General features: G+C 70.9%; 22 protein-coding genes. 7 read left to right on the top strand and 15 right to left on the bottom strand.

The features are described 5' to 3' along the window. Window positions 1-4 precede the first annotated feature (4 nt). The 3 genes from RISW2_RS06895 to RISW2_RS06885 all read left to right on the top strand — a co-directional run bounded on the left by RISW2_RS06895 (window position 5) and on the right by RISW2_RS06885 (window position 2,604). The gene (locus tag RISW2_RS06895; protein ID WP_043768400.1) at window positions 5-1,237 is read left to right on the top strand and encodes a class I SAM-dependent RNA methyltransferase; all 1,233 of its coding nucleotides are present in this window, start codon (window positions 5-7) and stop codon (window positions 1,235-1,237) included. Then, window positions 1,234-2,037, top strand: a complete 804-nt coding sequence (locus RISW2_RS06890) for an ion transporter (RefSeq protein ID WP_043768397.1) — start codon at window positions 1,234-1,236, stop codon at window positions 2,035-2,037. The genes RISW2_RS06895 and RISW2_RS06890 overlap by 4 nt, the downstream gene beginning before the upstream one ends. Window positions 2,038-2,103: 66 nt before the next feature. Continuing rightward, window positions 2,104-2,604, top strand: a complete 501-nt coding sequence (locus RISW2_RS06885) for a L,D-transpeptidase family protein (protein ID WP_043768394.1) — start codon at window positions 2,104-2,106, stop codon at window positions 2,602-2,604. Between the two features lie 17 nt (window positions 2,605-2,621). On the opposite strand, the gene pncB is transcribed toward RISW2_RS06885, so the two are convergent. Further along, on the bottom strand, window positions 2,622-3,911 hold the full coding sequence (gene pncB, locus RISW2_RS06880) for a nicotinate phosphoribosyltransferase (RefSeq protein ID WP_043768392.1): 1,290 nt from the start codon (window positions 3,909-3,911) through the stop codon (window positions 2,622-2,624). A gap of 61 nt (window positions 3,912-3,972) precedes the next feature. Then, window positions 3,973-4,566 carry a bifunctional nicotinamidase/pyrazinamidase gene (gene pncA, locus RISW2_RS06875; RefSeq protein ID WP_043768389.1) on the bottom strand — a complete coding sequence of 198 codons (594 nt, stop codon included), beginning with the start codon at window positions 4,564-4,566 and terminating at the stop codon, window positions 3,973-3,975. A 112-nt stretch (window positions 4,567-4,678) separates the two neighbouring features. On the opposite strand from pncA, the gene trhO reads away from it, so the two are divergent. Then, window positions 4,679-5,593: an oxygen-dependent tRNA uridine(34) hydroxylase TrhO gene (gene trhO / locus RISW2_RS06870; protein ID WP_043768388.1), complete on the top strand. Its 915-nt coding sequence runs from the start codon at window positions 4,679-4,681 to the stop codon at window positions 5,591-5,593. A 94-nt stretch (window positions 5,594-5,687) separates the two neighbouring features. Here trhO and dxs read toward each other — a convergent pair whose 3' ends face one another. The 13 genes from dxs to RISW2_RS06805 all read right to left on the bottom strand — a co-directional run bounded on the left by dxs (window position 5,688) and on the right by RISW2_RS06805 (window position 18,914). Beyond that, window positions 5,688-7,610, bottom strand: a complete 1,923-nt coding sequence (gene dxs / locus RISW2_RS06865) for a 1-deoxy-D-xylulose-5-phosphate synthase (protein ID WP_043768386.1) — start codon at window positions 7,608-7,610, stop codon at window positions 5,688-5,690. 209 nt (window positions 7,611-7,819) lie between these two features. Next, window positions 7,820-8,941 carry a photosynthetic reaction center cytochrome PufC gene (pufC, locus tag RISW2_RS06860; RefSeq protein WP_043768383.1) on the bottom strand — a complete coding sequence of 374 codons (1,122 nt, stop codon included), beginning with the start codon at window positions 8,939-8,941 and terminating at the stop codon, window positions 7,820-7,822. 3 nt (window positions 8,942-8,944) lie between these two features. Beyond that, window positions 8,945-9,961, bottom strand: coding sequence for a photosynthetic reaction center subunit M (gene pufM / locus RISW2_RS06855; protein WP_043768381.1), 1,017 nt, complete (start codon window positions 9,959-9,961; stop codon window positions 8,945-8,947). A gap of 3 nt (window positions 9,962-9,964) precedes the next feature. After that, entirely contained in the window at window positions 9,965-10,810 is an 846-nt protein-coding gene (gene pufL, locus RISW2_RS06850) for a photosynthetic reaction center subunit L (RefSeq protein ID WP_043768378.1), read from the bottom strand. 159 nt (window positions 10,811-10,969) lie between these two features. Next, on the bottom strand, window positions 10,970-11,131 hold the full coding sequence (gene pufA, locus RISW2_RS06845) for a light-harvesting antenna LH1, alpha subunit (protein WP_037259287.1): 162 nt from the start codon (window positions 11,129-11,131) through the stop codon (window positions 10,970-10,972). A gap of 11 nt (window positions 11,132-11,142) precedes the next feature. Beyond that, a complete protein-coding gene (gene pufB, locus RISW2_RS06840) occupies window positions 11,143-11,292 on the bottom strand; it encodes a light-harvesting antenna LH1, beta subunit (protein WP_037259290.1) in 150 nt (49 codons plus the stop codon). A gap of 129 nt (window positions 11,293-11,421) precedes the next feature. Beyond that, on the bottom strand, window positions 11,422-11,640 hold the full coding sequence (gene pufQ, locus RISW2_RS06835) for a cytochrome PufQ (protein ID WP_043768367.1): 219 nt from the start codon (window positions 11,638-11,640) through the stop codon (window positions 11,422-11,424). Further along, window positions 11,637-13,100: a chlorophyllide a reductase subunit Z gene (bchZ, locus tag RISW2_RS06830; RefSeq protein ID WP_043768365.1), complete on the bottom strand. Its 1,464-nt coding sequence runs from the start codon at window positions 13,098-13,100 to the stop codon at window positions 11,637-11,639. The genes pufQ and bchZ overlap by 4 nt, the downstream gene beginning before the upstream one ends. A 100-nt stretch (window positions 13,101-13,200) precedes the next feature. After that, on the bottom strand, window positions 13,201-14,736 hold the full coding sequence (gene bchY, locus RISW2_RS06825; RefSeq protein WP_043768362.1) for a chlorophyllide a reductase subunit Y: 1,536 nt from the start codon (window positions 14,734-14,736) through the stop codon (window positions 13,201-13,203). A gap of 68 nt (window positions 14,737-14,804) precedes the next feature. Next, entirely contained in the window at window positions 14,805-15,809 is a 1,005-nt protein-coding gene (locus RISW2_RS06820; protein ID WP_043768359.1) for a chlorophyllide a reductase iron protein subunit X, read from the bottom strand. Further along, complete coding sequence (gene bchC, locus RISW2_RS06815; RefSeq protein ID WP_043768357.1) at window positions 15,806-16,747, bottom strand: chlorophyll synthesis pathway protein BchC; 942 nt, start codon at window positions 16,745-16,747, stop codon at window positions 15,806-15,808. The genes RISW2_RS06820 and bchC overlap by 4 nt, the downstream gene beginning before the upstream one ends. 148 nt (window positions 16,748-16,895) lie before the next feature. Further along, window positions 16,896-18,035 (bottom strand): methyltransferase, encoded by a 1,140-nt coding sequence (locus RISW2_RS06810; RefSeq protein WP_051491839.1) that lies wholly within the window; start codon window positions 18,033-18,035, stop codon window positions 16,896-16,898. 3 nt (window positions 18,036-18,038) lie between these two features. Next, window positions 18,039-18,914, bottom strand: coding sequence for a polyprenyl synthetase family protein (locus tag RISW2_RS06805; protein ID WP_043768354.1), 876 nt, complete (start codon window positions 18,912-18,914; stop codon window positions 18,039-18,041). Between the two features lie 98 nt (window positions 18,915-19,012). Here RISW2_RS06805 and crtD point away from each other — a divergent pair, with 98 nt between their 5' ends. The 3 genes from crtD (at window position 19,013) to trpS (ending at window position 22,531) form a co-directional block, all read left to right on the top strand. Beyond that, window positions 19,013-20,593: a 1-hydroxycarotenoid 3,4-desaturase CrtD gene (gene crtD / locus RISW2_RS06800; protein WP_051491838.1), complete on the top strand. Its 1,581-nt coding sequence runs from the start codon at window positions 19,013-19,015 to the stop codon at window positions 20,591-20,593. Then, the gene (gene crtC / locus RISW2_RS06795; RefSeq protein WP_043768580.1) at window positions 20,548-21,426 is read left to right on the top strand and encodes a carotenoid 1,2-hydratase; all 879 of its coding nucleotides are present in this window, start codon (window positions 20,548-20,550) and stop codon (window positions 21,424-21,426) included. The genes crtD and crtC overlap by 46 nt, the downstream gene beginning before the upstream one ends. A 94-nt stretch (window positions 21,427-21,520) precedes the next feature. Further along, complete coding sequence (trpS, locus tag RISW2_RS06790) at window positions 21,521-22,531, top strand: tryptophan--tRNA ligase (protein ID WP_043768577.1); 1,011 nt, start codon at window positions 21,521-21,523, stop codon at window positions 22,529-22,531. The last annotated feature ends 12 nt before the right edge of the window (window positions 22,532-22,543 follow it).

The raw sequence follows: 22,543 nt of genomic DNA, 5'->3' as shown, positions 1-22,543 counted from the left end.
CTGCATGACCACCCTCGTCATCGAACGCCTCGGGCATCGCGGCGACGGCATCGCGCCGGGGCCCGTCTACGTGCCTGGCACCCTGCCCGGAGAGGAGGTCGCGGGCGAGGTCGCGGACGGCACCCTGCCCGCGCCGCGCATCCTGACCGCCTCGCCCGACCGGGTGCGGCCACCCTGCCCACATGCGGGCCTGTGCGGCGGTTGCCAGCTGCAGCACGCCTCGGACAGGCTCGTGGCGGACTGGAAGGCCGAGGTGGTGGCGCGCGCGCTTGCCGCGCACGGGCTGCCGGCGCCCCTGCGGGGCGTCGCGACCTCGCTCCCGCACACGCGCCGGCGCGCCGCGTTCTCGGCCCGGCGGACGAAGAAGGGCGCGCTGGCCGGGTTCCACGCCAAGCGGTCGGACGTTATCGTTCCGGTCCCGGATTGCCTGGTGGTCGAGCCCGCCCTGGCGCGGGCCCTGCCCATGGTCGAGGACCTCGCGCGCGCCGGCGGCAGCCGCAAGGGCGAGCTGTCGGTGCTGGTAACGCTCACCGCGGCCGGCCTCGACGTGGCGGCGACGGGCGGCAAGCCCGCCGATGCGCCGCTCCGCGCGGCCCTGGCCGACATCGCCCGCGCCCACGACCTCGCGCGGCTCGCCTGGGGCGCCGACGAGACGCTGGTGCGCCGCGCGCCCCGGGTCGATTTCGACGGCATCGCCGTCGTGCCGCCGCCCGGCGCGTTCCTGCAGGCCACCGTCCCGGGCGAGGTCGCGCTGCGGCAGGCGGTGACCGAGGTCGTGGGGCACGCCCAGAGCGTGGTCGACCTGTTCGCCGGCTGCGGCACCTTCGCGCTGCCGCTCGCCCGGCGCGCCGCGGTGCACGCGGTCGAGGGCGACCGCGCGATGCTCGCGGCGCTCGATGCCTCCTGGCGGCACGCCCCCGGTCTCAAGGCGGTGGCGACCGAGGTGCGCGACCTCTTCCGCAACCCGCTCGCACCCGAGGATCTCGAGCGCTTCGGCGCGGCGGTGATCGACCCGCCGCGCGCCGGCGCCGAGGCGCAGGTCGCGGCCCTCGCCCGGTCGGGCATTCCGCGCATCGCCCATGTCTCGTGCAATCCCGTCACCTTCGCCCGCGACTGCGCGACGCTCGTCGCTGCGGGCTACACGCTCGACTGGGTGCAGGTGGTTGACCAGTTCCGCTGGTCGTCGCATGTGGAGGTCGCCGCGCAACTCTCCCTCAGCCGAGCGACCCCCGCATGACCCTCCGTTCCCGCATCGCCACCTTCGTCGACAGCGCCATGGTGCGCGATTTCGTCATCGGGGTCATCGTCTTCAACGCCATCCTCCTCGGCATGGAGACGTCCGACCTTCTGATGGCGCGCTTCGGCGGCCTCATCGTGGCGCTCGACACGATCTGCCTCGCGATCTTCGTGGCCGAGATCGCGCTCAAGCTCGTCGCGCACGGCCCGCGCTTCTTCCGCAACGGCTGGAACGTGTTCGACTTCTTCATCGTGGGCATCGCGCTGGTGCCGGCGGCGCAGGGCTTCTCCGTGCTGCGGGCCTTGCGCATCCTGCGGGTGCTGCGGGTGCTGTCGGTGAGCCCGAGCCTGCGCCGCGTGGTCGAGGGATTCCTGACCGCGCTCCCGGGCATGGCCTCGGTGTTCCTGCTGATGACGCTCATCTTCTACGTGGGCGCGGTGATGGCGACCAAGCTCTTCGGCGACGCCTTCCCGGAATGGTTCGGCGACCTCGGCCGCTCGGCCTACTCGCTCTTCCAGATCATGACGCTCGAATCCTGGTCGATGGGCATCGTGCGCCCGGTGATGGAGGTCTACCCCTACGCCTGGGCCTTCTTCGTGCCCTTCATCATGGTCACGACCTTCGCGGTGGTGAACCTGATCGTGGGCCTCATCGTGAATTCCATGCAGGACGCCCACAGCGCCGAGGAGGGCGAGAGGACCGGCGCCTACCGCGACGAGGTCCTGACCCGGCTCGAGGCGATCGAGGCGCGGCTGCGCGAGCGAGAGCACGGCGCCCCCTCACCGGATCGTGAGCGGTGACACCACGCGCCTTTGCCGGTGCGCCCCTTTCCGCTAACGTCTGAAAAAAACGAGCGGGCAGTCCTCATGCGAATTCTATCGATCGTGATCGCGGTCGCCATGGCCACGGTGCTGGCCGGGTGCAGCAGCAAGTTCAAGACCTACAACGGCCCCGAGGTGACGCAGGTCATCGTCCAGAAGGGTGAACGCCGCATCCACATGATGCACCACGGCCGGGTGCTCAAGACCTACCCGATCCGGCTCGGGTTCGCGCCGGTGGGCGACAAGCAGGTCGAGGGGGACGGCAAGACGCCCGAGGGCCTCTACTTCATCGACCGGCGCAACCCGAACTCGAACTTCCACCTCTCGCTCGGCATCTCGTACCCGAACGAGCAGGACATCGCGGAGGCCCTGGCGATGGGACGAAGCCCGGGCGGCGACATCTTCATCCACGGCGGCCCGCGCAAGGGCAGCTCCGCGGACGGCCGCACCGACTGGACCTGGGGCTGCATCGCGCTGACCGACCGCCAGATCGAACGCGTCTACGCCATGGTGAAGGACGGCACGCCCATCTACATCATGCCCTGACGGCCAAGCGCGCGCCCTCAGACCTCGACGGCCAGCCGTTCCTGCGTGCCCACGCCGAACACGCGCTTGTAGCGCGCGATCTCGTCGGCGGGGCCCATGGCCTTGTTGGGGTTGTCCGACAGCTTGACCGTCGGGCGCCCCTCCGCCGCGACCGCCTTGCACACCAGGCTGAAGGGCGCGAGCCGGTCCTCGGGCGCGAGCCCGCGGAAATCGTTGGTCAGGAGCGTGCCCCAGCCGAAGGACAGCCGCACCCGGCCCGAGAACTGCTCGGCGAGCGACCGGATGCGCTCCTCGTCGAGCCCGTCCGAGAAGATGATGAGCTTCTCGCGGGGGTCCTCGCCCCGCTCGCGCCACCATCGGATCGCCGCCTCGGCGCCCTTCGCCGGATCGCCCGAATCGATGCGGATGCCGGTCCAGCCCACCAGCCAGTCCGGCGCCCGCGACAGGAACCCTTCGGTGCCGTAGGTGTCCGGCAGGATGATGCGCAGGTTGCCCTCGTGTTCCTCGTGCCAGTCGGCCAGCACGTCGTAGGGCGCCCGGGCGAGCGCCTCGTCGTCCGCCGCGAGCGCGGCGTAGACCATGGGCAGCTCGTGGGCGTTCGTGCCGATCGCCTCGAGGTCGCGGTTCTTCGCGATCAGGCAGTTCGACGTGCCGGTGAACCGCGCCCCCAAGCCCTCGATCATCGCCTGCACGCACCAGTCCTGCCAGAGGAAGGAATGCCGTCTCCGGGTGCCGAAGTCGGCGATCCTGAGGTCCGGCACCTCGCGCAGGCGCTCGATCTTCTGCCAGAGCTTGGTCATCGCGCGGGCATAGAGAACCTGCAGCTCGAACCGGCCCATGTCGTGCAGGACCGCGCGCCCGCGCAGCTCCATCAGCACGGCGAGCGCGGGGATCTCCCACAGCATCACCTCCGGCCAGGCCCCCTCGAAGGTCAGCTCGTACTGGTCGCCCACGCGCTCGAGGTGGTAGGGCGGCAGCCGCAGCCCCTCGAACCATTCCATGAAGTCCGACCGGAACATCTGCCGCTTGCCGTAGAACGTGTTGCCCCGCAGCCAGGTGGATTCCCCGCGGCTCAAGGACAGCGACCGGATGTGGTCGAGCTGCTCGCGCAGTTCGCCCTCGTCGATGAGCCGCGCCAGCGGCACGTGCGCCGAGCGGTTGATCAGGCTGAAGGTGACCTTGGTGGCGGGCCGCTTGCGGAACACCGACTGGCACATCAGCAGCTTGTAGAAATCCGTGTCGATGAGCGACCGCACGATGGGGTCGATCTTCCACTTGTGGTTCCAGACGCGCGTCGCGATGTCCAAGGCGGCTCCTCCGTGCCAACCGTGCCGGTTAAATCAACCGCGTCGCCGCTTGGCAAGCGCGTCAGGCCAGCGTGACGCCCGCCCCCCGCATCGCCTCGCGCGCCGCGGCCACCGACCCGTCGAGGTCGATTCCCCGGCAGAGCGCCTCGCGCACGGTGACCGCGAAGCCGAGCCGCGCGGCATCCTCGGCCGAGAAGCGCACGCAGAAATCGGTGGCGAGCCCCGCGAGCAGCAGCCGCTCGATGCCGCGGCTGCGCAGGTAGCCCTCGAGGCCTGTGGGCGTCGCGTGGTCGTTCTCGAAGAAGGCCGAATAGCTGTCGATGCCGGGCCGGAAGCCCTTGCGGATCACGAGGTCGGCGCGGTCGGTGTCGAGCGCGGGATGGAAGGCCGCGCCCTCGGACCCCTGCACGCAATGGTCGGGCCAGAGCACCTGCGGACCGTAGGCCATCCGGACCGTGTCGAAGGGCGCGCGGCCCTCGTGTTCCGAGGCGAAGGACGAATGTCCCGCCGGGTGCCAGTCCTGCGTCAGCACCACCGCCTGCACCTCGTCCATCAGCGCGTTGATGCCCGCGACCACGCGGTCGCCCTGCGGCACGGCCAGCGCGCCGCCGGGGCAGAAATCGTTCTGCACGTCGATCACGATCAGCGCCTGCATCCGTCCCTCGCGTCCTGTCCCGGTCTTCCGAGCGGGCAGCCTAGCGGGCGCGCGCCCCGTGTCCACCCCCCGCCCCTTGATCGCGCCCGCCGGCAGTCGTATCTCGCCAGCCATGTTCGAGGTCGCCGCGCTCTACCGTTTCACCCGCTTCGACGATCCCGCGGCACTCGTGCCGGGGCTCGAGGCGGCGGCGCGCGAGGGCCGGGTGACCGGCACGCTCCTCCTCGCCCACGAGGGGATCAACGGCACCGTGGCCGGTCCCGCCGACGGGCTCGCGGCGCTCCTCGACCACGTGAGGGCCCTGCCCGGCTGCGCCGGCATCGACGTCAAGCGGTCCACCGCGGCGGACCGGCCCTTCGCCCGGCTCAAGGTGCGGGTGAAGCCCGAGATCGTGACCCTGGGACAGCCGGGCGTCGACCCCGCGGCGCGCGCCGGCCGCTACGTGGCGCCCGCCGCGTGGAACGAGCTGATCCGCAGTCCCGACGTGGCGGTCATCGACACGCGCAATGCCTACGAGGTCGCGATCGGCACCTTCGAGGGCGCGGTCGATCCCGGCACCCGCAGCTTCCGCGACTTCCCCGCCTGGTGGGAGGCCAACCGCGACCGCTTCGAGGGCAAGCGCATCGCGATGTTCTGCACCGGCGGCATCCGCTGCGAGAAGTCGACCAACTGGCTGATCGCGCAGGGCGTGGAGGACGTCTACCACCTCGAGGGCGGCATCCTGCGCTATCTCGAGGAGGTCCCGGAGGAGGACAGCGCCTGGCAGGGCGAATGCTTCGTCTTCGACGGCCGCGTGTCGGTGGGCCACGGCCTGCGCGAGGGCCCGCACCTGCTCTGCCATGCCTGCCGCCGGCCGATCCTGCCCGAGGACCGCGCCCATCCCGACCACGAGGACGGCGTCGCCTGCCGCCATTGCGCCCACGAGACGGATGCGCGGGACAAGGCGCGGTTCCGCGAACGCCAGCGCCAGATCGCGCTCGCCCGCGCCCGCGGCGCGCGCCACCTCGCGGGCGACGGCGAGGCCTGAGCGCCCCGCCCCCTCTTCTTCTTGGCGGAAATATCCCGGGAGCGCGAGGGCAGCGCCCTCGCATCTCCGCCCCCCGGCGGGGCTGCGGCCGGGATCAGGCCCGGAACGGCACCACCTTCGACGTCCGCCCGAGCGCCGCGAGCGCCGCGGCGGCGATGTGCCGGGCGCCGAGTCCCGCCGCCTCGTACATCTGCTCCGGGCTCGCCTGGTCGATGAAGCGGTCGGGCAGGGTCAGCGTGCGCACCGCGAGCCCACGGTCGAGCAGCCCCTCCGCCGCCATCGCCTCGAGCACCGCCGCGCCGAAGCCGCCGCGCGCCCCCTGCTCGAGGGTCAGCAGCACCGCGTGGTTCCGCGCGAGCTGCCGCACGAGGTCCATGTCGAGCGGCTTGGCGAACCGCGCGTCGGCGAGCGTCACGCCCACCCCCTCGGCCTCGAGCTGGTCGGCAGCGTCGAGCGCGCGGTCGAGATGCGCGCCGAAGGACAGGATCGCCACGTCCTCGCCCTCGAGCACGAGCCGGCCGCGGCCGATCGGCAGCGCCTCGGCGCGCGCGGGCAAGGTCGCGCCGGTCCCGGTGCCGCGCGGGTAGCGCAGCGCGATCGGACCCTCGTCGTGCGCGCGCAGGGTCTCGACCATGTGCACGAGCTCGGCCTCGTCGGCCGCCGCCATGACCGTGAACCCCGGAAGGCAGGACAGGTAGGCCACGTCGAAGGCGCCCGCATGGGTCGCCCCGTCGGCACCCACCAGTCCCGCGCGGTCGATGGCGAAGCGCACCGGCAGGCGCTGGATCGCCACGTCGTGCACCACCTGGTCGTAGCCGCGCTGCAGGAAGGTCGAGTAGATCGCGCAGACCGGCTTCAGCCCCGAGGCGGCCATGCCGGCGGCGAAGGTCACCGCGTGCTGTTCGGCGATGCCCACGTCGAAGACCCGGTCGGGAAAGCGCTTCGCCATGAGGTCGACGCCGGTGCCGTTCGGCATCGCGGCGGTGATCGCGACCAGATCGGGATCGCGCGCCGCGGCCTCGGTCAGCGCCTGCCCGAACACCTTGGTGTAGGCGGGCGCGCCCGCGGCAGAGGATTTCTGGGTGCCCGTCGCCACGTCGAAGGTGCCGACGCCGTGATACTTGTCGGCGCTCGCCTCGGCGGGCGCGTAGCCGCGGCCCTTGACGGTGCAACAATGGATCAGCACGGGTCCGGTGGCCCGCGCCCGCGCCGCGCGCAGCACCGTCAGGAGCTGACCCATGTCGTGCCCGTCGATCGGCCCCACGTAGTCGAAGCCCAGTTCCTCGAACAGCGTGCCGGTCCCGCGCAGCCCGCCCGTCACCAGCTGGCGGGCCCGGCGCGCGCCCTCGCGCATGGGGGCCGGCAACGCGGCCTCCATGCCCTCGGCGAAGGTGCGCATGCGCTGGAAGGGCTCGGCGGCATAGAGCCCCGACAGGTAGGCGGACATGGCGCCCACCGGGGGCGCGATCGACATCTCGTTGTCGTTCAGGATCACGAAGAGCCGCCGGCCCTCGGCGCCCGCGTTGTTCATGGCCTCGTAGGCCATCCCGGCGCTGATCGCACCGTCGCCGATCACCGCGATGGCATCGCCCGTGGCCTTGCCCATGTCGCGGCCCACGGCAAAGCCCAGCGCGGCCGAGATCGAGGTCGAGGAATGCGCGGCACCGAACGGGTCGAACTCGGATTCCGCCCGCTTTGTGAAGCCCGACAGCCCGTCCTTCTGGCGCAGCGTCCGGATGCGGTCGCGCCGCCCGGTCAGGATCTTGTGCGGGTAGCACTGGTGGCCCACGTCCCAGATCAGCTTGTCCATGGGCGTGTTGAAGACAGCGTGGATCGCGACCGTCAGTTCGACCACGCCCAGCGAGGACCCGAGGTGACCGCCGGTCTCGCTCACCGCCGAGACCACCTCGGCGCGCAGCTCGTCGGCGAGCGTCGAAAGCGTTCGGTCGTCCATCCGGCGCAGGTCGGCCGGTCCGGCGACGCGGTCGAGGGTCGGTGTCTCGGGTCGGGATGTCATGATCAGTCCTCCGGCAGAGAGGGAAATTGGCGCCGCACGGACACGAGCGGGGGGCTTGAGCCCGTGCGACGCCCAGCTCCTGTAGCCAACAGGAAAAGACCGGAGGATGAATTCTCCGGCCATCCGCGGCGCCCTGGGAAGGCGGGGCCGCGGATCCGGCACCGGACCCGGGCGGGCGGCGCTGCAGGGCCGCCCGTCCGGGTCCGAGGTCAGTCCGTCGCGTAGACGGGGTCGCCCGTGGTGGCGAGCTCGGGCCAGTCGGCGATGACGTTCATGCCCTGGAGCGGCCGCTGGTAGCCCTTGTGGCAGGTCTTGCAGGCGGCCTTGGGCGCGTCGGCGTAGACCGGTCCCAGCCGGTTCTCGGGATAGATGTCCTTGAGCGGCACGAGGTAGTCGTTGTTCAGCTCGAGGACCATCGCGATGCCGAGCGACGCGGTCGCCCATTGCGGCGTGACCTGCGAGCCGTCGTTGAACGCCCGGCTGTTGTGGCAGAACACGCAGTTCACGCCCTGGGCGTTCGACATGTAGTTCATGAGCGAATAGGTCCGCTCGGCGTTCTGCCAGGTCGCGGTCTCGGGATCCGACGGATCGGAGTCCACGTGGCTCTCGAAGTCGTGCACGCCGATGACCTCGCCGTCGAGCAGGTAGGTCTCGAGGGCGTCCGAGGGCAGCGAGGTGTACTGCGACTGCATGGTCACGCGGTTCTGCACCGCACCCCAGCCCTCCATCGTGTCACCGAGCGGGGTGATCCGGAACCAGATGTCCGAGGGCACGTTCTCGCCGCGGTGGCAGGTGAAGCAGTTCACTCCCACCTCCTCGTTGGCGTTCACGTGACCCGACCAGTTCTCGTTGATGTTCTGGGTCATCTGGATCATGCGCCGCGACACGACCTTGGCGTAGTTGTCGTCCGAGCCGTAGGTCTCGGGCCCGCCCGCGCCGTGGCAGTAGGCGCAGCCCTGGTCCGGCGCGACCCACTGGGTCATCGCCAGCATCACCCGGTTGAAGTTGTCCTCGGTCAGCCCGCCCAGCACCTGCACGTTCTCGTAGACGTCCCGTGCAAGCGGCGCATCCTCGGCCACCTCGTAGGGCGCCTCGCTGTAGTAGAGCTCGACCGTGGGATCGGGCGAGGTGCGCACCGAGTTGAACTCCGGCACCGACATCCCCGTGCCGCGCGGGCCGGTCTGCAGGCTCGTCGTGGCAAAGGGCTGGCCCCATGTCACGAGGAGGGTGACCACGAGCACCGCCCCGCCGAGCGTCCCGATCAGGATCGCCGGGCGGTAGATGTCGGCGGGCTTCTCGCTGTTCCAGTCGTTGAACCACTTGGGTAGCATGGCTCAGTTCCCTCCCTCTGCGGCGACGCCTTGGCCGATGAACTCCTGGTACGTCGTCCCGAAGGCCTCGTAGCCGTAGGACCCGTCATAGGCCGGGGCGAAGTGATGTTCCTGGGCCCAGACGAACCAGTTGTCGACGACGGTGCCGGTCAGCAGGATGCCGATGCCGCCGGTGATCGGGGTCAACACCGCGAACCACCATGCCCAGCGGTGGATGCCTTCCATCGTGGCGTTGAAGCCCATGGTCCAGCGCCAGAACAGGGCGGCGCGTTCGCTGGCCGTGCCGCGGTCGACGATCTGCTCGAGCTCGCGGTCGCCGCCGTAGCGGGTGACGGCGAGGATCGTCGCGCCGTGCATCGCGAAGAGCAGCACGGAGCCGTAGAGGAAGACGATCGAGAGGCAGTGGAACGGGTTGTAGTAGAGGTTGCCGTAGCGGATCGAGAACGCCGTGGTCCAGTCGAGATGCGGGAAGATGCCGTAGGGCACCGCCTCGGACCACGAGCCCATGAGGATCGGCCGGAAGAGGCCGAGGACCAGGAACAGCCAGATGGCGCTGCCGAACGCCCAGAAGACGTGCTTGCCCATCTTGTGCTCGGCCGCGAGCAGCCAGGACCGCGCCCACCACGTCATCACCGAGATCAGCAGGAAGAAGCTCGCGATGATGTACCAGCCGCCGTCGTAGAGCGGCGGGATGGTCAGGCCGTATTCCGGCGAGGGCGGCTCGAGCGCCAGCCAGAAGCCCTGCCGGATGAATTCCGGGATGGACCAGTTGACCTGCGCCAGCATGTTGAAGCCGACGATGAAGAGCGCGATCAGGAACGTCGCCGCCGACACGAGGCCGGTCCAGCCGAGGTAGATCGGGCCGATCTGCGCGTTGCCGAGCCAGCCCACCAGGGGCGAGAAGAACGGTTTGCCGCCGCGCTCCTCCATCATCCGGCCGTTGTCGTTCACCCCCCATTCCGGTGCGCCCTGCACCTGGGTCTGGGTGAACACGTTCTGATATTCGGGTTTCCAGATCATCGCTTACATCCCCCCTGCCGCGAGCGGACCCCAGATCGGCAGCTCGAGCCACCAGTTCCACCATTCGGGCCAGCCCTTGGTCCAGACGGGGCCGGAGATGATGATGCAGACCGCCGAGAAGAAGACCGCGTTGATCGCCAGCAGGAAGCCCACGCGGTGGATGCCGAGGGTGCCCACCGAATAGCCGATGAAGTCGCGGAAGAACGTGTCCTCGTGGTCCGGCGTGCGCATGATCTCGCCCTTCTCGGGGTTCGCCGCCGAGAGGATGAGCGCGCCGTGCAGCGACAGCGCCAGCGTGGTGGCGAAGAACAGGCTCACCGCCAGCATGTGCGCCGGGTTGTAGTGGAAGTGCAGGTAGGCGTAGCCGACGTTCGACACCCAGTCGAGGTGGCTGAAGATGCCGTAGGGAAAGCCGTGCCCCCAGGCGCCCATCAGCAGCGGGCGGAAGATCACCAGCGTCACGTAGGCCAGGATCGCGAAGGCGAAGGCGAAGGGCACATGGTAGCCCATGCCGAGCTTGCGGCAGATCTCGACCTCGCGCAGCGCCCAGCTGACGAAGGCGCCCGTGGCGCAGATCGTGATGATCTGCCAGAGCCCGCCCTCCATGAGCGGCGCCATTCCGAGCCCGTAGCTCAGATCCGGCGGGGCGATGTTGATGAGCCAGGGGTTGAACGTGCCCTGATGGGCCGCCCCCCAGAATATGAGGATGGTGCCGAGAAGGGCAAAGAAGGCGGTCGTGACCCCGAAAAAGCCCACGTAGAAGGGGCCCACCCAGAAGTCGAACAGATCACCGCCGACCAGCGTCCCTCCGCGGACGCGATATTTCTTTTCGAAGCTGAGCAATGCCATCTTCCGTCTCCGCGTTGGGCGGCATCGTCCGGGCAAGGGATCTGAAGCCGTCGATACCAGCATCGTTCGCTGCGGGCGGGGTCGCACGGGACGAAGTCCCGCCCGCAGCAATGTCTTTGGTCACCGAGGTGCGGCACGCCCTGCGGCGTGCCGGGCCCATCAGCCGGCGCCGCCGGCTGCTGCGGCCGTCTCGAACCAGTTCACGCCGTTCGACAGAACGACGAGGTGGATCATGACGGCGAGCAGGAAGAGGAAGACGCCCTGCGCCACGAACACGCGGCGCGGATCGAAAATGAGCCAGATCTTGTAGAACTTTGCCATTTTTCGCCCCCTTAGAACCACGGACGCCAGATGAAGGTGGCCAGATGGGCCACCACTGCCACCGCCGAGAACAGCCAGAGGCCGCTCATGTAGACGGAATGCAGTTCTTGCGCCTGCTCGTCGGTGAGACCTGTGAAGGACAGGTCGGTCGGATCAGCCATGAACTTTCCTCCGGAACGTTATGCTGACGCCGCGACACCCTCGCGGCCGGGTCCCGTCGGGGGGCGGTGCCTCCCTCCGGGCTGTCCGCCCCCGACGACAGGGGCGGCCAGTCTCTTTGCCCGGCCCTTTCAGGCCGAGAACAGGATGGGCGTGATCCGGTCCGCTTCGGCCCAAGCCCGGGCGAGCGGCCCGTGCAGGTTGAGCGTCTGCTTCTGGAACACGTCGAGCAGCCAGCTCGCGGTGACGAACGGGATCGCCAGCACGAAGATCAGGCTGAAATAGAACAGGAACTCGGATCCGCGGCGGGTGGTGCGGCGGCGCGGTGCGTTCGAGGTGAAGTCGGTCATGAACGTCCTCCCTGGTTGGTCTCGAGGGCCAGCACGGTCTCGCGCACGACGCGCTCGGCCCCTTGTCTGAGCGCGGACGCCTCGGCGGCGTCGCGCAGCTGTTTCGCGGCGGAAATCCGGGTCAGCACCGGGTGGCGTGCCACGATCCGGTCGAGCTCGGCCTGCGCGTCGGCATCCCACGCCATGTCGCGGCGCAGCGGCGTCGGCGTCGCGTCGCCCGCATCCATCGCGGTGCCGAGCGGCAGGATGTGGAAGAGCGCATCGAAAAGCCCGTTGCACACCTCCTGCAGGAGGTAGGTGGCGCCGGCATAGCCCATGAACGGCGTGCCGGTGTGCCGCCGGATCGCCGCGCCGGGAAAGCTTGCGGGGATGAAGGCGGGCTTCGGCCCGTGCCCCTGCGCGGTCTCGGCGAGGTACATCTTCTCGTTGATCGACCCCATGACGATCAGCGGCCGGCGCTCGGCGATCATCGCGCGGACCGCGTCGTTGTCGGTCTTGGCCCCGGCGACGCGCGCCACCGAAAAGACGCAAGGCAGGCCGAGGTCGGTCTCGAGATAGTTGCGGATGCCGCGCGCATAGGTCTCGTTCGCCACGATCCCGAAGCTCGCCGTGGCAAAGAAATCCTGCGTCACCGACCGCCACAGGTCCCAGACGGGCTTCAGCGTCGAATGCTTCTCGCGCTCGATGAAGGGTTCGGGATCGAGGCCTAGGATCTCGCCCAGCCTGCGCAGGAAAAGCGTCGTGCTCTCCATCCCGATGGGTGCCTGCAGGTAGGGCTTGCCCAGCACCTCGGCGAGCCCGCGGCCGAACTCGCGGTACATGACCACGTTGGCGTCCGCGTTCACGAGGTTGCGCATCTCCGCGAGGTGGGCACCGAGCGGCATCACCATGTTGACCTCGGCGCCGATCCCCTCGACCAGGCGCCGGATCTCGGCCAGGTCCGACGGCATGTTGAAGGTGCCGTACATGGGCCCGAGGATGTTGACGCGCGGCGGCGCCCCCGGTTCCCGCGCCTTCTCGGGCGGCATGCGGCCCTTGGTCTGGCCCCACTCGGTGAAGCACCAGGTCATCGCCCGGTCGGCCGCCTGCCACTGGTCCTCGTCGATGGTGCGCGGCAGGAACCGCTGGATCGAGGTGCCCTCGGGCGTGACCCCGCCGCCGATCATCTCGGCGATGGACCCGGTCACGACCACCGCCGGCAGGGCGGGGTCGAGGCATTCCCAGGCACGCTTCATGGCGCCCTCGGTGCCGTCGCGGCCGAGCTCCTCCTCGCCGAGCCCGGTCACCACGATGGGCAACTCGTGCGGCGGCAGTGCGTCGGTATAGTGCAGGACCGAGGTCACCGGCAGGTTCTCGCAGCCCACGGGGCCGTCGATCACCACCTGCAGGCCCTTCACGGCGCAGAAGGCATAGACCGCCCCCCAGTAGCCGCCGGCCCGGTCATGGTCCTGGATCAGCATTGGGCGCCCTCCCGCATCCCGTCGGGGGCCCTGCCTGCCGGAACCGTCGCGACCGGCGCCGCGCCGTTCCGGGTTTCCGTGATGCCGTCCCGCGCGCCCATCAGATCATCTCCTGCGCCTTGCGGGCCTTGGCGGCCTTGTCGAGCTTCTTCTGGTGCTGCGCGCGGAAATCGGGGCGCAGGTTCGGCGCGCCCTGCCAGATGCCCGCGGTGTCGCCCCGGCCCACGCCCTCGAAGAAGGCGCGCATCCGGTCCATCCGCGCGCGCCCCGCGATCGCGGCATTGACCACCTCGGCGAGCGACCCGGCCCCCGCTGGCCCCATGAGCGGCCGCGCCGAGATCAGGTTCGTGTAGTAGAGCCCCGGGATCCCGCGCTCCTTGGCCGCCTGCACCACCGGGGTCGTGCCGATGGCGAGGTCCGGGGCGTGCAGGTCCATGGCGCCGATGTCGTCCTCGAGCGAGGCCCGGAACCGCACCCGGCAGCCCTGCGCCTCGAGCCAGGCGGCATCCTCCGCCGACCAGGGCGAGCGCGCGCAGGCGGTGCCCACGTAGGGCACGTCCGCGCCGCTCTCGATCAGGAGCCGCGCCACCAGCAGTTCGGATCCCTCGTAGCCCGAGAGCGTGACGCGTCCCGTGACCGGCGCCGCGGCAAGGCCTGCGCGGATCGCCGGCAGCACCGCGTTCTGCGCCGCGGCCAGCCGGGCGGCCGGCAGCCCGAACGCGTCCGCCACCGCGGCGAGCCACGCGGCCGTGCCCTCGGCACCCACCGGGGCCGAGCCGATCACCGGCCGTCCCGCCGCCTCGAAGACGCGCACCGAGGCGGTGTAGAAGGGATGGATCGCCGCCACCGCCCCGCAATCGAGCGCGGCGTAGAGCTCGCGCCACTCGCGCGCCGGCACCACCGGCCCCGCGGCAAGCCCGAGCGGCGCCAGCATCGCGCCGATGGTCATGGGATCGGCCGGGAACATCTCGCCGAGGAGCGTCACCGTCGGGCGGTCCGACACCCGCGTCTCGGGGGCGGCCACCGGGCCCGCCTCGATCTCGGCGCGGGCATAGTCGAGCATGGCGCCCGCCAGCACGTCCTTGGCCTCCGCATGGGTCGGCACGCCGAAGCCCGGCACGTCGATCCCCACCACCCGCACGCCGTCGATCTCCTTCGGCAGCAGCCGCAAGGGCACGCCGGAGGCGGTCGGCACGCAGAGATTCGTCACCACGATGGCGTCGAGCCGCGCCGGGTCGGCGAGCTCGTGCACCGCCTCGCGGATGTCCTCGAAGAGCTTGCCGGTCACCAGCGTCTCCGACGAGAACGGGACGTAGCCGACCGAGCGCCGCGCGCCGTAGAAATGCGACACGAAGGTCAGCCCGTAGACGCAGCAGGCCGATCCCGACAGCACCGTCGCGACCCGCTTCATGCGCAGCCCCACGCGCAGCGACCCGAAGGCCGGGCACATGCTCTGCGGCTTGTCGTGCGGGCCCTTGGGATAGTCCTCGGCATAACGGTCGAGCAGCCCCGACTGGCCCGCCGCGCGCGCCGCCGCCTCGAACTCCGCCCCCGAATGGCAGCCGAGGCCGTCCACCGGCGCAGGCTGCGCGGCCCCGGCCGCTTCGGTCTCGTCGTGTCTCGCGTCCTCGGTCACGTCCGCCCCAGCTTCTTCTTGGTCCAAATATCCCGGGGGTCCGGGGGCGGAGCCCCCGGCCCTCGTCGTCATGCCTCGTCGTAGATCACCTCGAGCGACGGCCGCGCCGCGGCGTGCTTGCCGCGCATGTCCGCGTCCGTCGCGGGCTCCAGGACCACGCCTGCCCCGGTATCCGACCCGTCGAAGAGGTCGAGCAGCTCGTCCTGGCTCAGGGGCGTCGGGCGCACCGGCGGTGCCCCCGCCACGGCCTCTCCGAGCCCGGCGAAGAGCGCGCCCCACGGGCTCGCCCCGGTGCCGACGATCTGGTAGTTTGCCGACTTCTTCCGCAGGTCGTCGTCGGCCGGGATCGAGGCCAGGACCGGGATTCCGGCCGCCTCGGCGAAGGCATGCGCCTCGCCCGATCCGTCGTCCTTGTTCACCACGAGGCCCGCGACGCCGACATTGCCCCCGAGACGGCGGAAATATTCCACCGCCGAACAGACGTTGTTGGCGACGTAGAGCGACTGCAGGTCGTTCGACCCGACGAGGATCACCTTCTGCGCCATGTCGCGGGCGATGGGCAGGCCGAAGCCGCCGCAGACCACGTCGCCCAGGAAGTCGAGCAGCACGTAGTCGAAATCCCAGTCGTGGAAGCCCAGCTTCTCGAGCAGTTCGAAGCCGTGGATGATGCCGCGCCCGCCGCAGCCGCGGCCGACCTCGGGCCCGCCGAGCTCCATCGCGAAGACGCCGCCCCGCTTGAAGCAGACATCGCCGATCTTCACCTCCTCGCCGGCAAGCTTCTTGCGGGTCGAGGTCTCGATGATCGTGGGACAGGCCTTGCCGCCGAACAGCAGCGAGGTCGTGTCGGATTTCGGGTCGCAGCCGATCAGCAGCACGCGCTTGCCCTGCTCGGCCATCATGTGGCTGAGATTGGCCAGCGTGAAGGACTTGCCGATGCCGCCCTTGCCGTAGATCGCGATGATCTGCGTCTTCTTCTTCGGCTCCTCGTCGGCGATCACGTCGGCGAGGTCCTCGTGCGCCTCCTCGCGCAGGCGGCGGTCGAAGTCCTTCAGGTTCGGGACGTCGTCCTTCATGCCATGTCCTTCCAGTCGAGAATCATCTTGAGGCAGGCCGGGTCGCCGAAGGCGGTCCGGTAGGCCTCCGCCGCGCCGGCGGCGGGGCGGTCGTGGGTCACGAGCCCGGCGAGCGACAGCGCCCCGGTCTCGATGAGCGCGCGGGTGGCCGCGAGGTCGGGCTTCGTCCACTCGGCCGCGATCCTGAGGCGCGCCTCCTTCATGAAGGCGGGCGGAAAGGCAAAGCTCAGCGGGCGGGCATAGAATCCCGCGAGCACCAGCTCGCCGCCGCGGGCGAGGCGCCCGATCAGCGTGTCGAGCATGTCGGGCGCACCCGAGGCGTCGTAGATCGCGCGGTAGTCGCGGCGCGGGTCGTCCTCGGGAGCGATCACCTCGTAGCCGTCCGCGCCGTCGCGGCGGACGGGATCGGTTTCCCAGACGGTGGGGGCGTCGCCGCCCGCGGCGATGGTGAGGCGCGCGAGCAGACGGCCCAGCACGCCGTGCCCGACGACGAGGTCGGGCAGCCGCGCGTCGAGGCCCGCCATGGCATGGCGCGCGGTGGCGGCCAGCGCCAGGAGCGCGCCGTCCCGCCCGAGACCCGCATCGACGCGCGCCACCCGGCCCGCCTCGGTCACGAGCCGCCGCGCCGAGCCGCCGAACAGGCCGTAGGCGCCCTGGTAGCAGTTGGCGCCCGGCACGAAGACGCGGTCGCCGGTGCGGAACCCGGTCCCGGCAGCGGCCTCCACCACCTCGCCCACGGCCTCGTAGCCGGGGACGAGCGGGTAGCCCATGCCGGGAAACGGGGGCATCTCGCCGGTCCAGAACAGCTTTTCCGTTCCGGTCGAGATGGCGGAATGCGCGATCTCGACGACGATGTCGCCGGGCCCGGGATCGGACAGGCGCAGGTCGGCGACGCACAGGTCGCCCGGCCCGTTGAGAAGCACCGCGGCTGTCTGCATGTCTCCTCCTCCCTCTCCGGCGTTCGTGGTTTCCCTGCGTCCTGCGGCATCCGAGACCGCAATATGTCTAGCAGGGTTTACACATTGATGTCAGCTTACATGGACATAACGATCTGTCAACGATTCTGGACAGATTTGCGACAGACCGTCAGCGCCGGCGGGCGGTGACGGTGCGGGTCACGAAGCTCCGGCGCGGTTTCGGGGCGCGCACCTGCTCGAACCCGGCCTCGAGCAGCAGGCGGGCGATGCGCTCGGGCGACCGCACGGTGCCGGTGCGCATGGCCATGGTGTAGAAGGCGTAATAGATGTCCCCCGCGCGATCGGGCGTGGCGCCACCCGACATGGGTTCCGAGATCAGGACGAGCCCGCCCGGCGGCAGCGCCGCATGCACCCGCGCGAGAAGCGCGCGCACCGTGCGGTCGTCGTGGTCGTAGAGCACGCGGACCAGCGACACCGCGTCGGCGCCCTCGGGCAGCGCCTCGTCGCGGAAGGAGGCCGCGACCGGCACGATGCGGTGGCCCAGACCCTCGCGCGCGAGCCGCGCGGCGGCGGCGGCGGTGACCGCGGGCAGGTCCACGAGCGTCACCTTGAGCGCGGGCGCGGCGCGCGCCGCCGCGATGGCGAAGGTCCCGGTGCCGCCGCCCACGTCCATCAGGTGCCGGATCTGCGTCAGGGGCACCGCGGCCAGCGTGTCCTCGGCGACGAGCGCCTGGCTGTCCGCCATGAGATCGGAATAGCGGTCCACGACCGCCGTGTCGCGGGCACCCTCTGCGCCGAAGACATAGGGCCAGAAGCCCGCGAGCTCGGTCTCGGCGCTGCCGCGCAGGAGCGCGACCGGGTCGGCAAGGTCGCGGTAGAGGATGCGGTGATGGTCGATCATCGCCTCGAGCCCCGGCACGCCGATCAGCGCCGCGCCGCGCGCGGTGATGCGGAACCGCCCGTCCCGCCGGCGTTTCGCGAGCCCGAGCGCCGCAGCGGCCTGCAGGAGCTGCCCCATGCGCTCGGGCGGCACCTCGGTCGCAGCGCCCAGCGCGTCGACATCGGCGGCGCCGTCCATCAGACGGTGCAGCACCCGGAGCTCGACCAGCGCCATGAGCACCTGGCTGGCCACGAAGCCCTGCACGATCTCGAAAAGCGCCGCGCCGTCGCGCCGCACGCGGCCCTGGGTCAGGGGGAAGCGCGCGGCCCAGGACTGCAGGCCCGGCCGCGCGAGAAGCCGCATGATGCGCGTGCGGATCCCGACGCGATTCCGGGCGATGCCGCGCGGCGGATCCACGGATGCGACCATGGCTCAGGCCCGCGCGCTGTCCGAGGCGAAGACCGGCGTCAGCCGCTCGGCTTGCGCCCGCACCATCTGCGCCAGCTGCGCCTCACCCGGGCAGGACGGGATCGACGCGATGGCGCCCGACAGGATGTCCTTGAGCCGCCGCACCGCGCCGGTCAGGCCGTATTCCGCGACCGCGCTCGGCCGGGCGTGACGGTCGTCCTGGCCCGCGGGCTTGCCCATGCTCTCGGGCGTCTCGAGCGCGTCGCGCAGGTCGTCGGCGACCTGGAACGCCTCGCCGATGCGGGCGCCGAGCTCTGTCCAGGGCTCGGCGTCCTGGCCCGCCGCGGCGGCCCCCATCTGCGTCGCCGCGATGAAGAGCGCCCCGGTCTTGGCCTGGTGGTAGGCCGTGAGGTCGATGCGCTCCTCGCTTTCCCAGCCCTGGCCCGCGCAGATGCCCCCCGGCATGCCGGTGCGGGTGCCGAGGATGTCGATGATCTGGACCGCGCGCGCCGGGTCCTCCGCAGCCGCGCGCGCCAGCGTCTGGAAGGCGAGGATGATGAGCGAATCGCCCGCCAGCACGGCCAGCGGTTCCGAGTAGGCACGGTGCACCGACGGCTTTCCGCGCCGGATCGCCGCGTCGTCGAAACAGGGCAGGTCGTCGTGCACGAGGCTCGCGCAGTGGATGAGCTCGAGCGCGGCGGCGGCCGCGTCGGTCAGCGCCGGGCGGTCCTCGCCGCAGGCCGCGGCAACCGACATCAGGATCGTCGGCCGGATGCGCGCGCCGCCGGGCGTGCAGGCATAGCCCAGGGCCTCGGCAAGGCGGCGCGGCGCCTGCCCGTTGCCCTGTCCGGCCGCGATCGCGCGGCCCATGGCGGTGTCGATGCGCGCGGACATGCTCATGCGGTGCTCTCCGGGATCAGGGCAGGTGTCATTCAATTATTACATCATACTGTAAATCATACTGGACACTCGCCCCCTGCAAGTCAAGAATTCCGAACATGACGCACCCCAAGGGCATCAACGGCCGCGGCGGACCGGTCGTCGTGATCGGCGCGGGCATCGGCGGACTGGCCGCGGCGCTGCGGCTGGCCTCGGCCGGCCTGCCGGTCACCGTGGTCGAGCGCCACGCGACGCCCGGCGGCAAGATGCGGCAAGTCGACGGCGTCGATGCCGGCCCGACCGTTCTGACCATGCGCCCGGTCTTCGACGCGCTGTTCGCGGCCGCGGGCACCACCGTCGACGCGCACCTGAACCTCGTGCCGCAGCCGATCCTCGCGCGGCACTTCTGGACCGATGGCGCCACGCTCGACCTCCATGCCGACCCGGAGCGGAGCGCCGCCGCCGTGCGCGATTTCGCCGGCCCGCGCGGCGAGGCGCAGTTCCGCGCCTTCTCGGCGCGGGCGCGGGCGCTCTTCGAGGGGTTCGAGCCCGGTTTCATGCAGGCACCCGAGCCAAGCCTGACGGCGCTCGCCCGACACGTGGCGGCGCGGCCGCGGCTCGCCCTGCAGATGGCCCCCTGGGCGAGCCTCGCGGGGCTCCTCGGGTGCAGCTTCTCCGACCGGCGGCTCGCGCAGCTCTTCGGGCGCTACGCCACCTATGTGGGCGGACTGCCCGGCGCGACGCCCGCGCTCCTGTCGCTGATCTGGCACGCGGAGGCGTCGGGCGTCTGGGCGATCGAGGGCGGCATGTCGCGGCTCGCCCGCGTGGTCGCCGGGCTGGTGGAGCAGCGCGGCGGGCAGCTCGTGCTCGGCACCGGGGCCGAACGGATCCTCACGGACAGCGACGGCGTTACGGGTGTGCGAGTGTCCGACGGGCGGGTCCTGCCCGCGGCGCAGGTCGTCTTCAACGGCGACCCGCGCGCGCTCGCGCTCGGGCTGCTCGGCCCGGGCCTCGCGCGGGCGGCGCCGGGACCCGCACGCGCCGCCCGCAGCCTCTCGGCCCGGGTCTGGAGCTTCCGCGCGCGCTGGCAGGGGCCCGACATCGTGCACCACAACGTGTTCTTCCGCGACGATCCGGCACCCGAGTTCCGGGCGCTCGGCCGCGGGCGCATCGCGCCAGACCCCACGCTCTACCTCTGCGCCGAGGACCGGACCGGCGCGCCGCAGGCGGACGGCGCGGAGCGCTTCGAGATCATCGTGAACGCCGCGCCCCTCACCCGCGCCCCCCCGCAGCAGGAGACTTTCGAGGCATGTCAGGCACGGACATTTGGAATGCTGGACCGGTTCGGGGCACGGATGGCGCCGATGCCCGGGCCGCGCGCGTTGACGACGCCGGAGGACTTCGAGGCTCTGTTCCCGGGGAGCGCCGGTTCCCTCTACGGGCAGAGCCCGCACGGGACACTGGCGGCCTTCGCCCGCCCGGTGGCCCGGACCAGGGTTCCGGGACTGGTGCTGGCGGGGGGCGGGGTGCACCCGGGCCCGGGGGTGCCGATGGCGGCACTTTCCGGCGCGCACGCGGCCGCGGCGATCTTGCAGGACCGTGCTTCGCGCTCGCCGTCCCGCCGGACGGCTACGCGTGGTGGTACGTCGACGGCATCAGCGACGACGGGTCCCGCGCACTCTCGGTCATCGCCTTCATAGGGTCGGTGTTCTCGCCCTGGTACCGCTGGTCGGGCCGGCGCGACCCCGAGAACCACGTCTGCATCAACGTCGCGACCTACGGCCCCGGCGGCCGCTTCGCCATGACCGACCGCGGCCGGTCGGCGCTGCGCCAGACCGGGACCCGGTTCGAGGTCGGACCGTCACGGCTCGACTGGGACGGGCGGTCGCTCCGGATCGCCATCGACGAGCGCGGCGCGCCGCCGCTCTTCGGCCGGATCCTGGGCGAGATCCGGGTGACGCCTGCCGCGGTGACCGACGTGGAGCTGCCGCTGACCGCGGACGGCGCGCATGTCTGGCGTCCCTTCGCGCCGGTCTCGGGGATCGAGGTGGATCTCGACGCACCGGGCTGGCGCTGGCGCGGGCACGGCTATCTCGACGCCAATTTCGGCCTGCGCGCGCTCGAGGCGGATTTCTCGTACTGGACGTGGGGCCGCTACGCCCTGCCGGGCGGGGGAACCGCGTGCTTCTACGACGCCGACCGGCGCGACGGCACAGGGCTGGCTCACGGCGCGCGGTTCCTGCCCGACGGCAGCGCCGAGGAGATCGCGCTGCCGCCCCGCAGACCCATGGCGCGCTCGCTCTGGCGTGTCAGGCGCGAGACACGCGGCGACGAAGGCAGCCGGCCGCGGCAGGTGCGCGGCATGCTCGACGCGCCGTTCTATGCCCGCGCCATGGTCGAGACGGTGCTCGACGGGCAGAGCGTGACCGGCGTGCACGAGGCGCTCGACCTCGACCGTTTCGCAAGCCCGCTCCTCAAGCCCATGATCGCGCTCCGGGTGCCGCGGCGGCGGCGCTGGCGCTTCGGCGACTGACCCGCGCGGAGGGGTTTCCGCACCGTTTCGCCTTGCACCCGGACGCGGATCGGCACACATCTCGGTCCCGACCGGAACACCGAGGATGCGCGCGATGAGCACAGCAAAGTCGATCCTGACGGGCATCAAGCCCACGGGCCAGGTGCATGTGGGCAACTATGCCGGGATGATCCGCCCGACGCTCGACCTCATGGCGTCGAACCCCGACGGCGAGAACTTCCTCTTCGTGGCGAACTACCACGCGCTGAACTCGATCGGCGATCCCGACCAGGTGCGCCAGTTCACCCACGAGATCGCGGCCTGCTTCCTCGCGCTGGGACTGAACCTCGAGACCACGAGCTTCTACCGTCAATCCGACGTGCCGGAGGTGTTCGAGCTCACGACCGTGCTGGGGTCGGTCACCCCGAAGGGGCTGATGAACCGCGCACATGCCTACAAGGCGGCGGTGGACGCCAACGCGCAGAAACCGAACGCCCTGCCCGACGACGGCGTGAACATGGGGCTCTTCACCTACCCGATCCTGATGTCGGCGGACATCCTGCTGTTCGACGCGCACGTGGTGCCGGTGGGCAAGGACCAGATCCAGCACGTGGAATTCGCCCGCGACATCGCCGGCTACTTCAACCGGCGCTACGAGACCGAGTTCTTCACCCTGCCCGCCCACTCGGTGCAGGAGAACCTCGAGGCGGTGGTCGGCCTCGACGGGCGCAAGATGTCCAAGAGCTACGGCAACACGCTGCCGCTGTTCGGGGACGCCAAGGCGCGGCGCAAGGCGATCAACCGGATCGTCACCGACAGCAAGCAGCCGGAAGAGCCGAAGGATCCCGACACCAACACGGTGTACCAGCTCTATGCCGCGCTGGCGGAACCGGCCGAGATCGCGCATCTGCGCGCGCGCTTCGAGGATGGCGGGCTCGGCTACGGCGAGGCGAAGCGTATCCTCGCGGACAAGCTCGACGAGTTGTTCGAGGCGCCGAAGGCGCGGTTCGAGGAGTACATGTCGGACCGCGGCGAGCTCGAGGCGATGATGGCAAAGGCTTCCGAGCGGGCCCGCGACAAGGCCGCGCGCAAGATCGCCGCCCTGCGCCGCGTCATCGGCACCTGAGCGCGAAGGGCG

This window comes from Roseivivax isoporae LMG 25204 (assembly GCF_000521865.1).
Classification (GTDB): Bacteria; Pseudomonadota; Alphaproteobacteria; order Rhodobacterales; family Rhodobacteraceae; genus Roseivivax; species Roseivivax isoporae.
This window is presented reverse-complemented; position numbering and strand designations above follow the sequence as displayed.

Bases quoted from the DNA above. Each gene is read 5' to 3' on its own strand.
- RISW2_RS06895 (WP_043768400.1), top strand. From the start codon at position 5: ATGACCACCCTCGTCATCGAACGCCTCGGGCATCGCGGCGACGGCATC.
- RISW2_RS06890 (WP_043768397.1), top strand. From the start codon at position 1,234: ATGACCCTCCGTTCCCGCATCGCCACCTTCGTCGACAGCGCCATGGTG.
- RISW2_RS06885 (WP_043768394.1), top strand. From the start codon at position 2,104: ATGCGAATTCTATCGATCGTGATCGCGGTCGCCATGGCCACGGTGCTG.
- pncA (WP_043768389.1), bottom strand. From the start codon at position 4,566: ATGCAGGCGCTGATCGTGATCGACGTGCAGAACGATTTCTGCCCCGGC.
- trhO (WP_043768388.1), top strand. From the start codon at position 4,679: ATGTTCGAGGTCGCCGCGCTCTACCGTTTCACCCGCTTCGACGATCCC.
- dxs (WP_043768386.1), bottom strand. From the start codon at position 7,610: ATGACATCCCGACCCGAGACACCGACCCTCGACCGCGTCGCCGGACCG.
- pufC (WP_043768383.1), bottom strand. From the start codon at position 8,941: ATGCTACCCAAGTGGTTCAACGACTGGAACAGCGAGAAGCCCGCCGAC.
- pufM (WP_043768381.1), bottom strand. From the start codon at position 9,961: ATGATCTGGAAACCCGAATATCAGAACGTGTTCACCCAGACCCAGGTG.
- pufL (WP_043768378.1), bottom strand. From the start codon at position 10,810: ATGGCATTGCTCAGCTTCGAAAAGAAATATCGCGTCCGCGGAGGGACG.
- pufA (WP_037259287.1), bottom strand. From the start codon at position 11,131: ATGGCAAAGTTCTACAAGATCTGGCTCATTTTCGATCCGCGCCGCGTG.
- pufB (WP_037259290.1), bottom strand. From the start codon at position 11,292: ATGGCTGATCCGACCGACCTGTCCTTCACAGGTCTCACCGACGAGCAG.
- pufQ (WP_043768367.1), bottom strand. From the start codon at position 11,640: ATGACCGACTTCACCTCGAACGCACCGCGCCGCCGCACCACCCGCCGC.
- bchZ (WP_043768365.1), bottom strand. From the start codon at position 13,100: ATGCTGATCCAGGACCATGACCGGGCCGGCGGCTACTGGGGGGCGGTC.
- RISW2_RS06820 (WP_043768359.1), bottom strand. From the start codon at position 15,809: ATGAAGGACGACGTCCCGAACCTGAAGGACTTCGACCGCCGCCTGCGC.
- bchC (WP_043768357.1), bottom strand. From the start codon at position 16,747: ATGCAGACAGCCGCGGTGCTTCTCAACGGGCCGGGCGACCTGTGCGTC.
- RISW2_RS06810 (WP_051491839.1), bottom strand. From the start codon at position 18,035: ATGGTCGCATCCGTGGATCCGCCGCGCGGCATCGCCCGGAATCGCGTC.
- RISW2_RS06805 (WP_043768354.1), bottom strand. From the start codon at position 18,914: ATGAGCATGTCCGCGCGCATCGACACCGCCATGGGCCGCGCGATCGCG.
- crtD (WP_051491838.1), top strand. From the start codon at position 19,013: ATGACGCACCCCAAGGGCATCAACGGCCGCGGCGGACCGGTCGTCGTG.
- trpS (WP_043768577.1), top strand. From the start codon at position 21,521: ATGAGCACAGCAAAGTCGATCCTGACGGGCATCAAGCCCACGGGCCAG.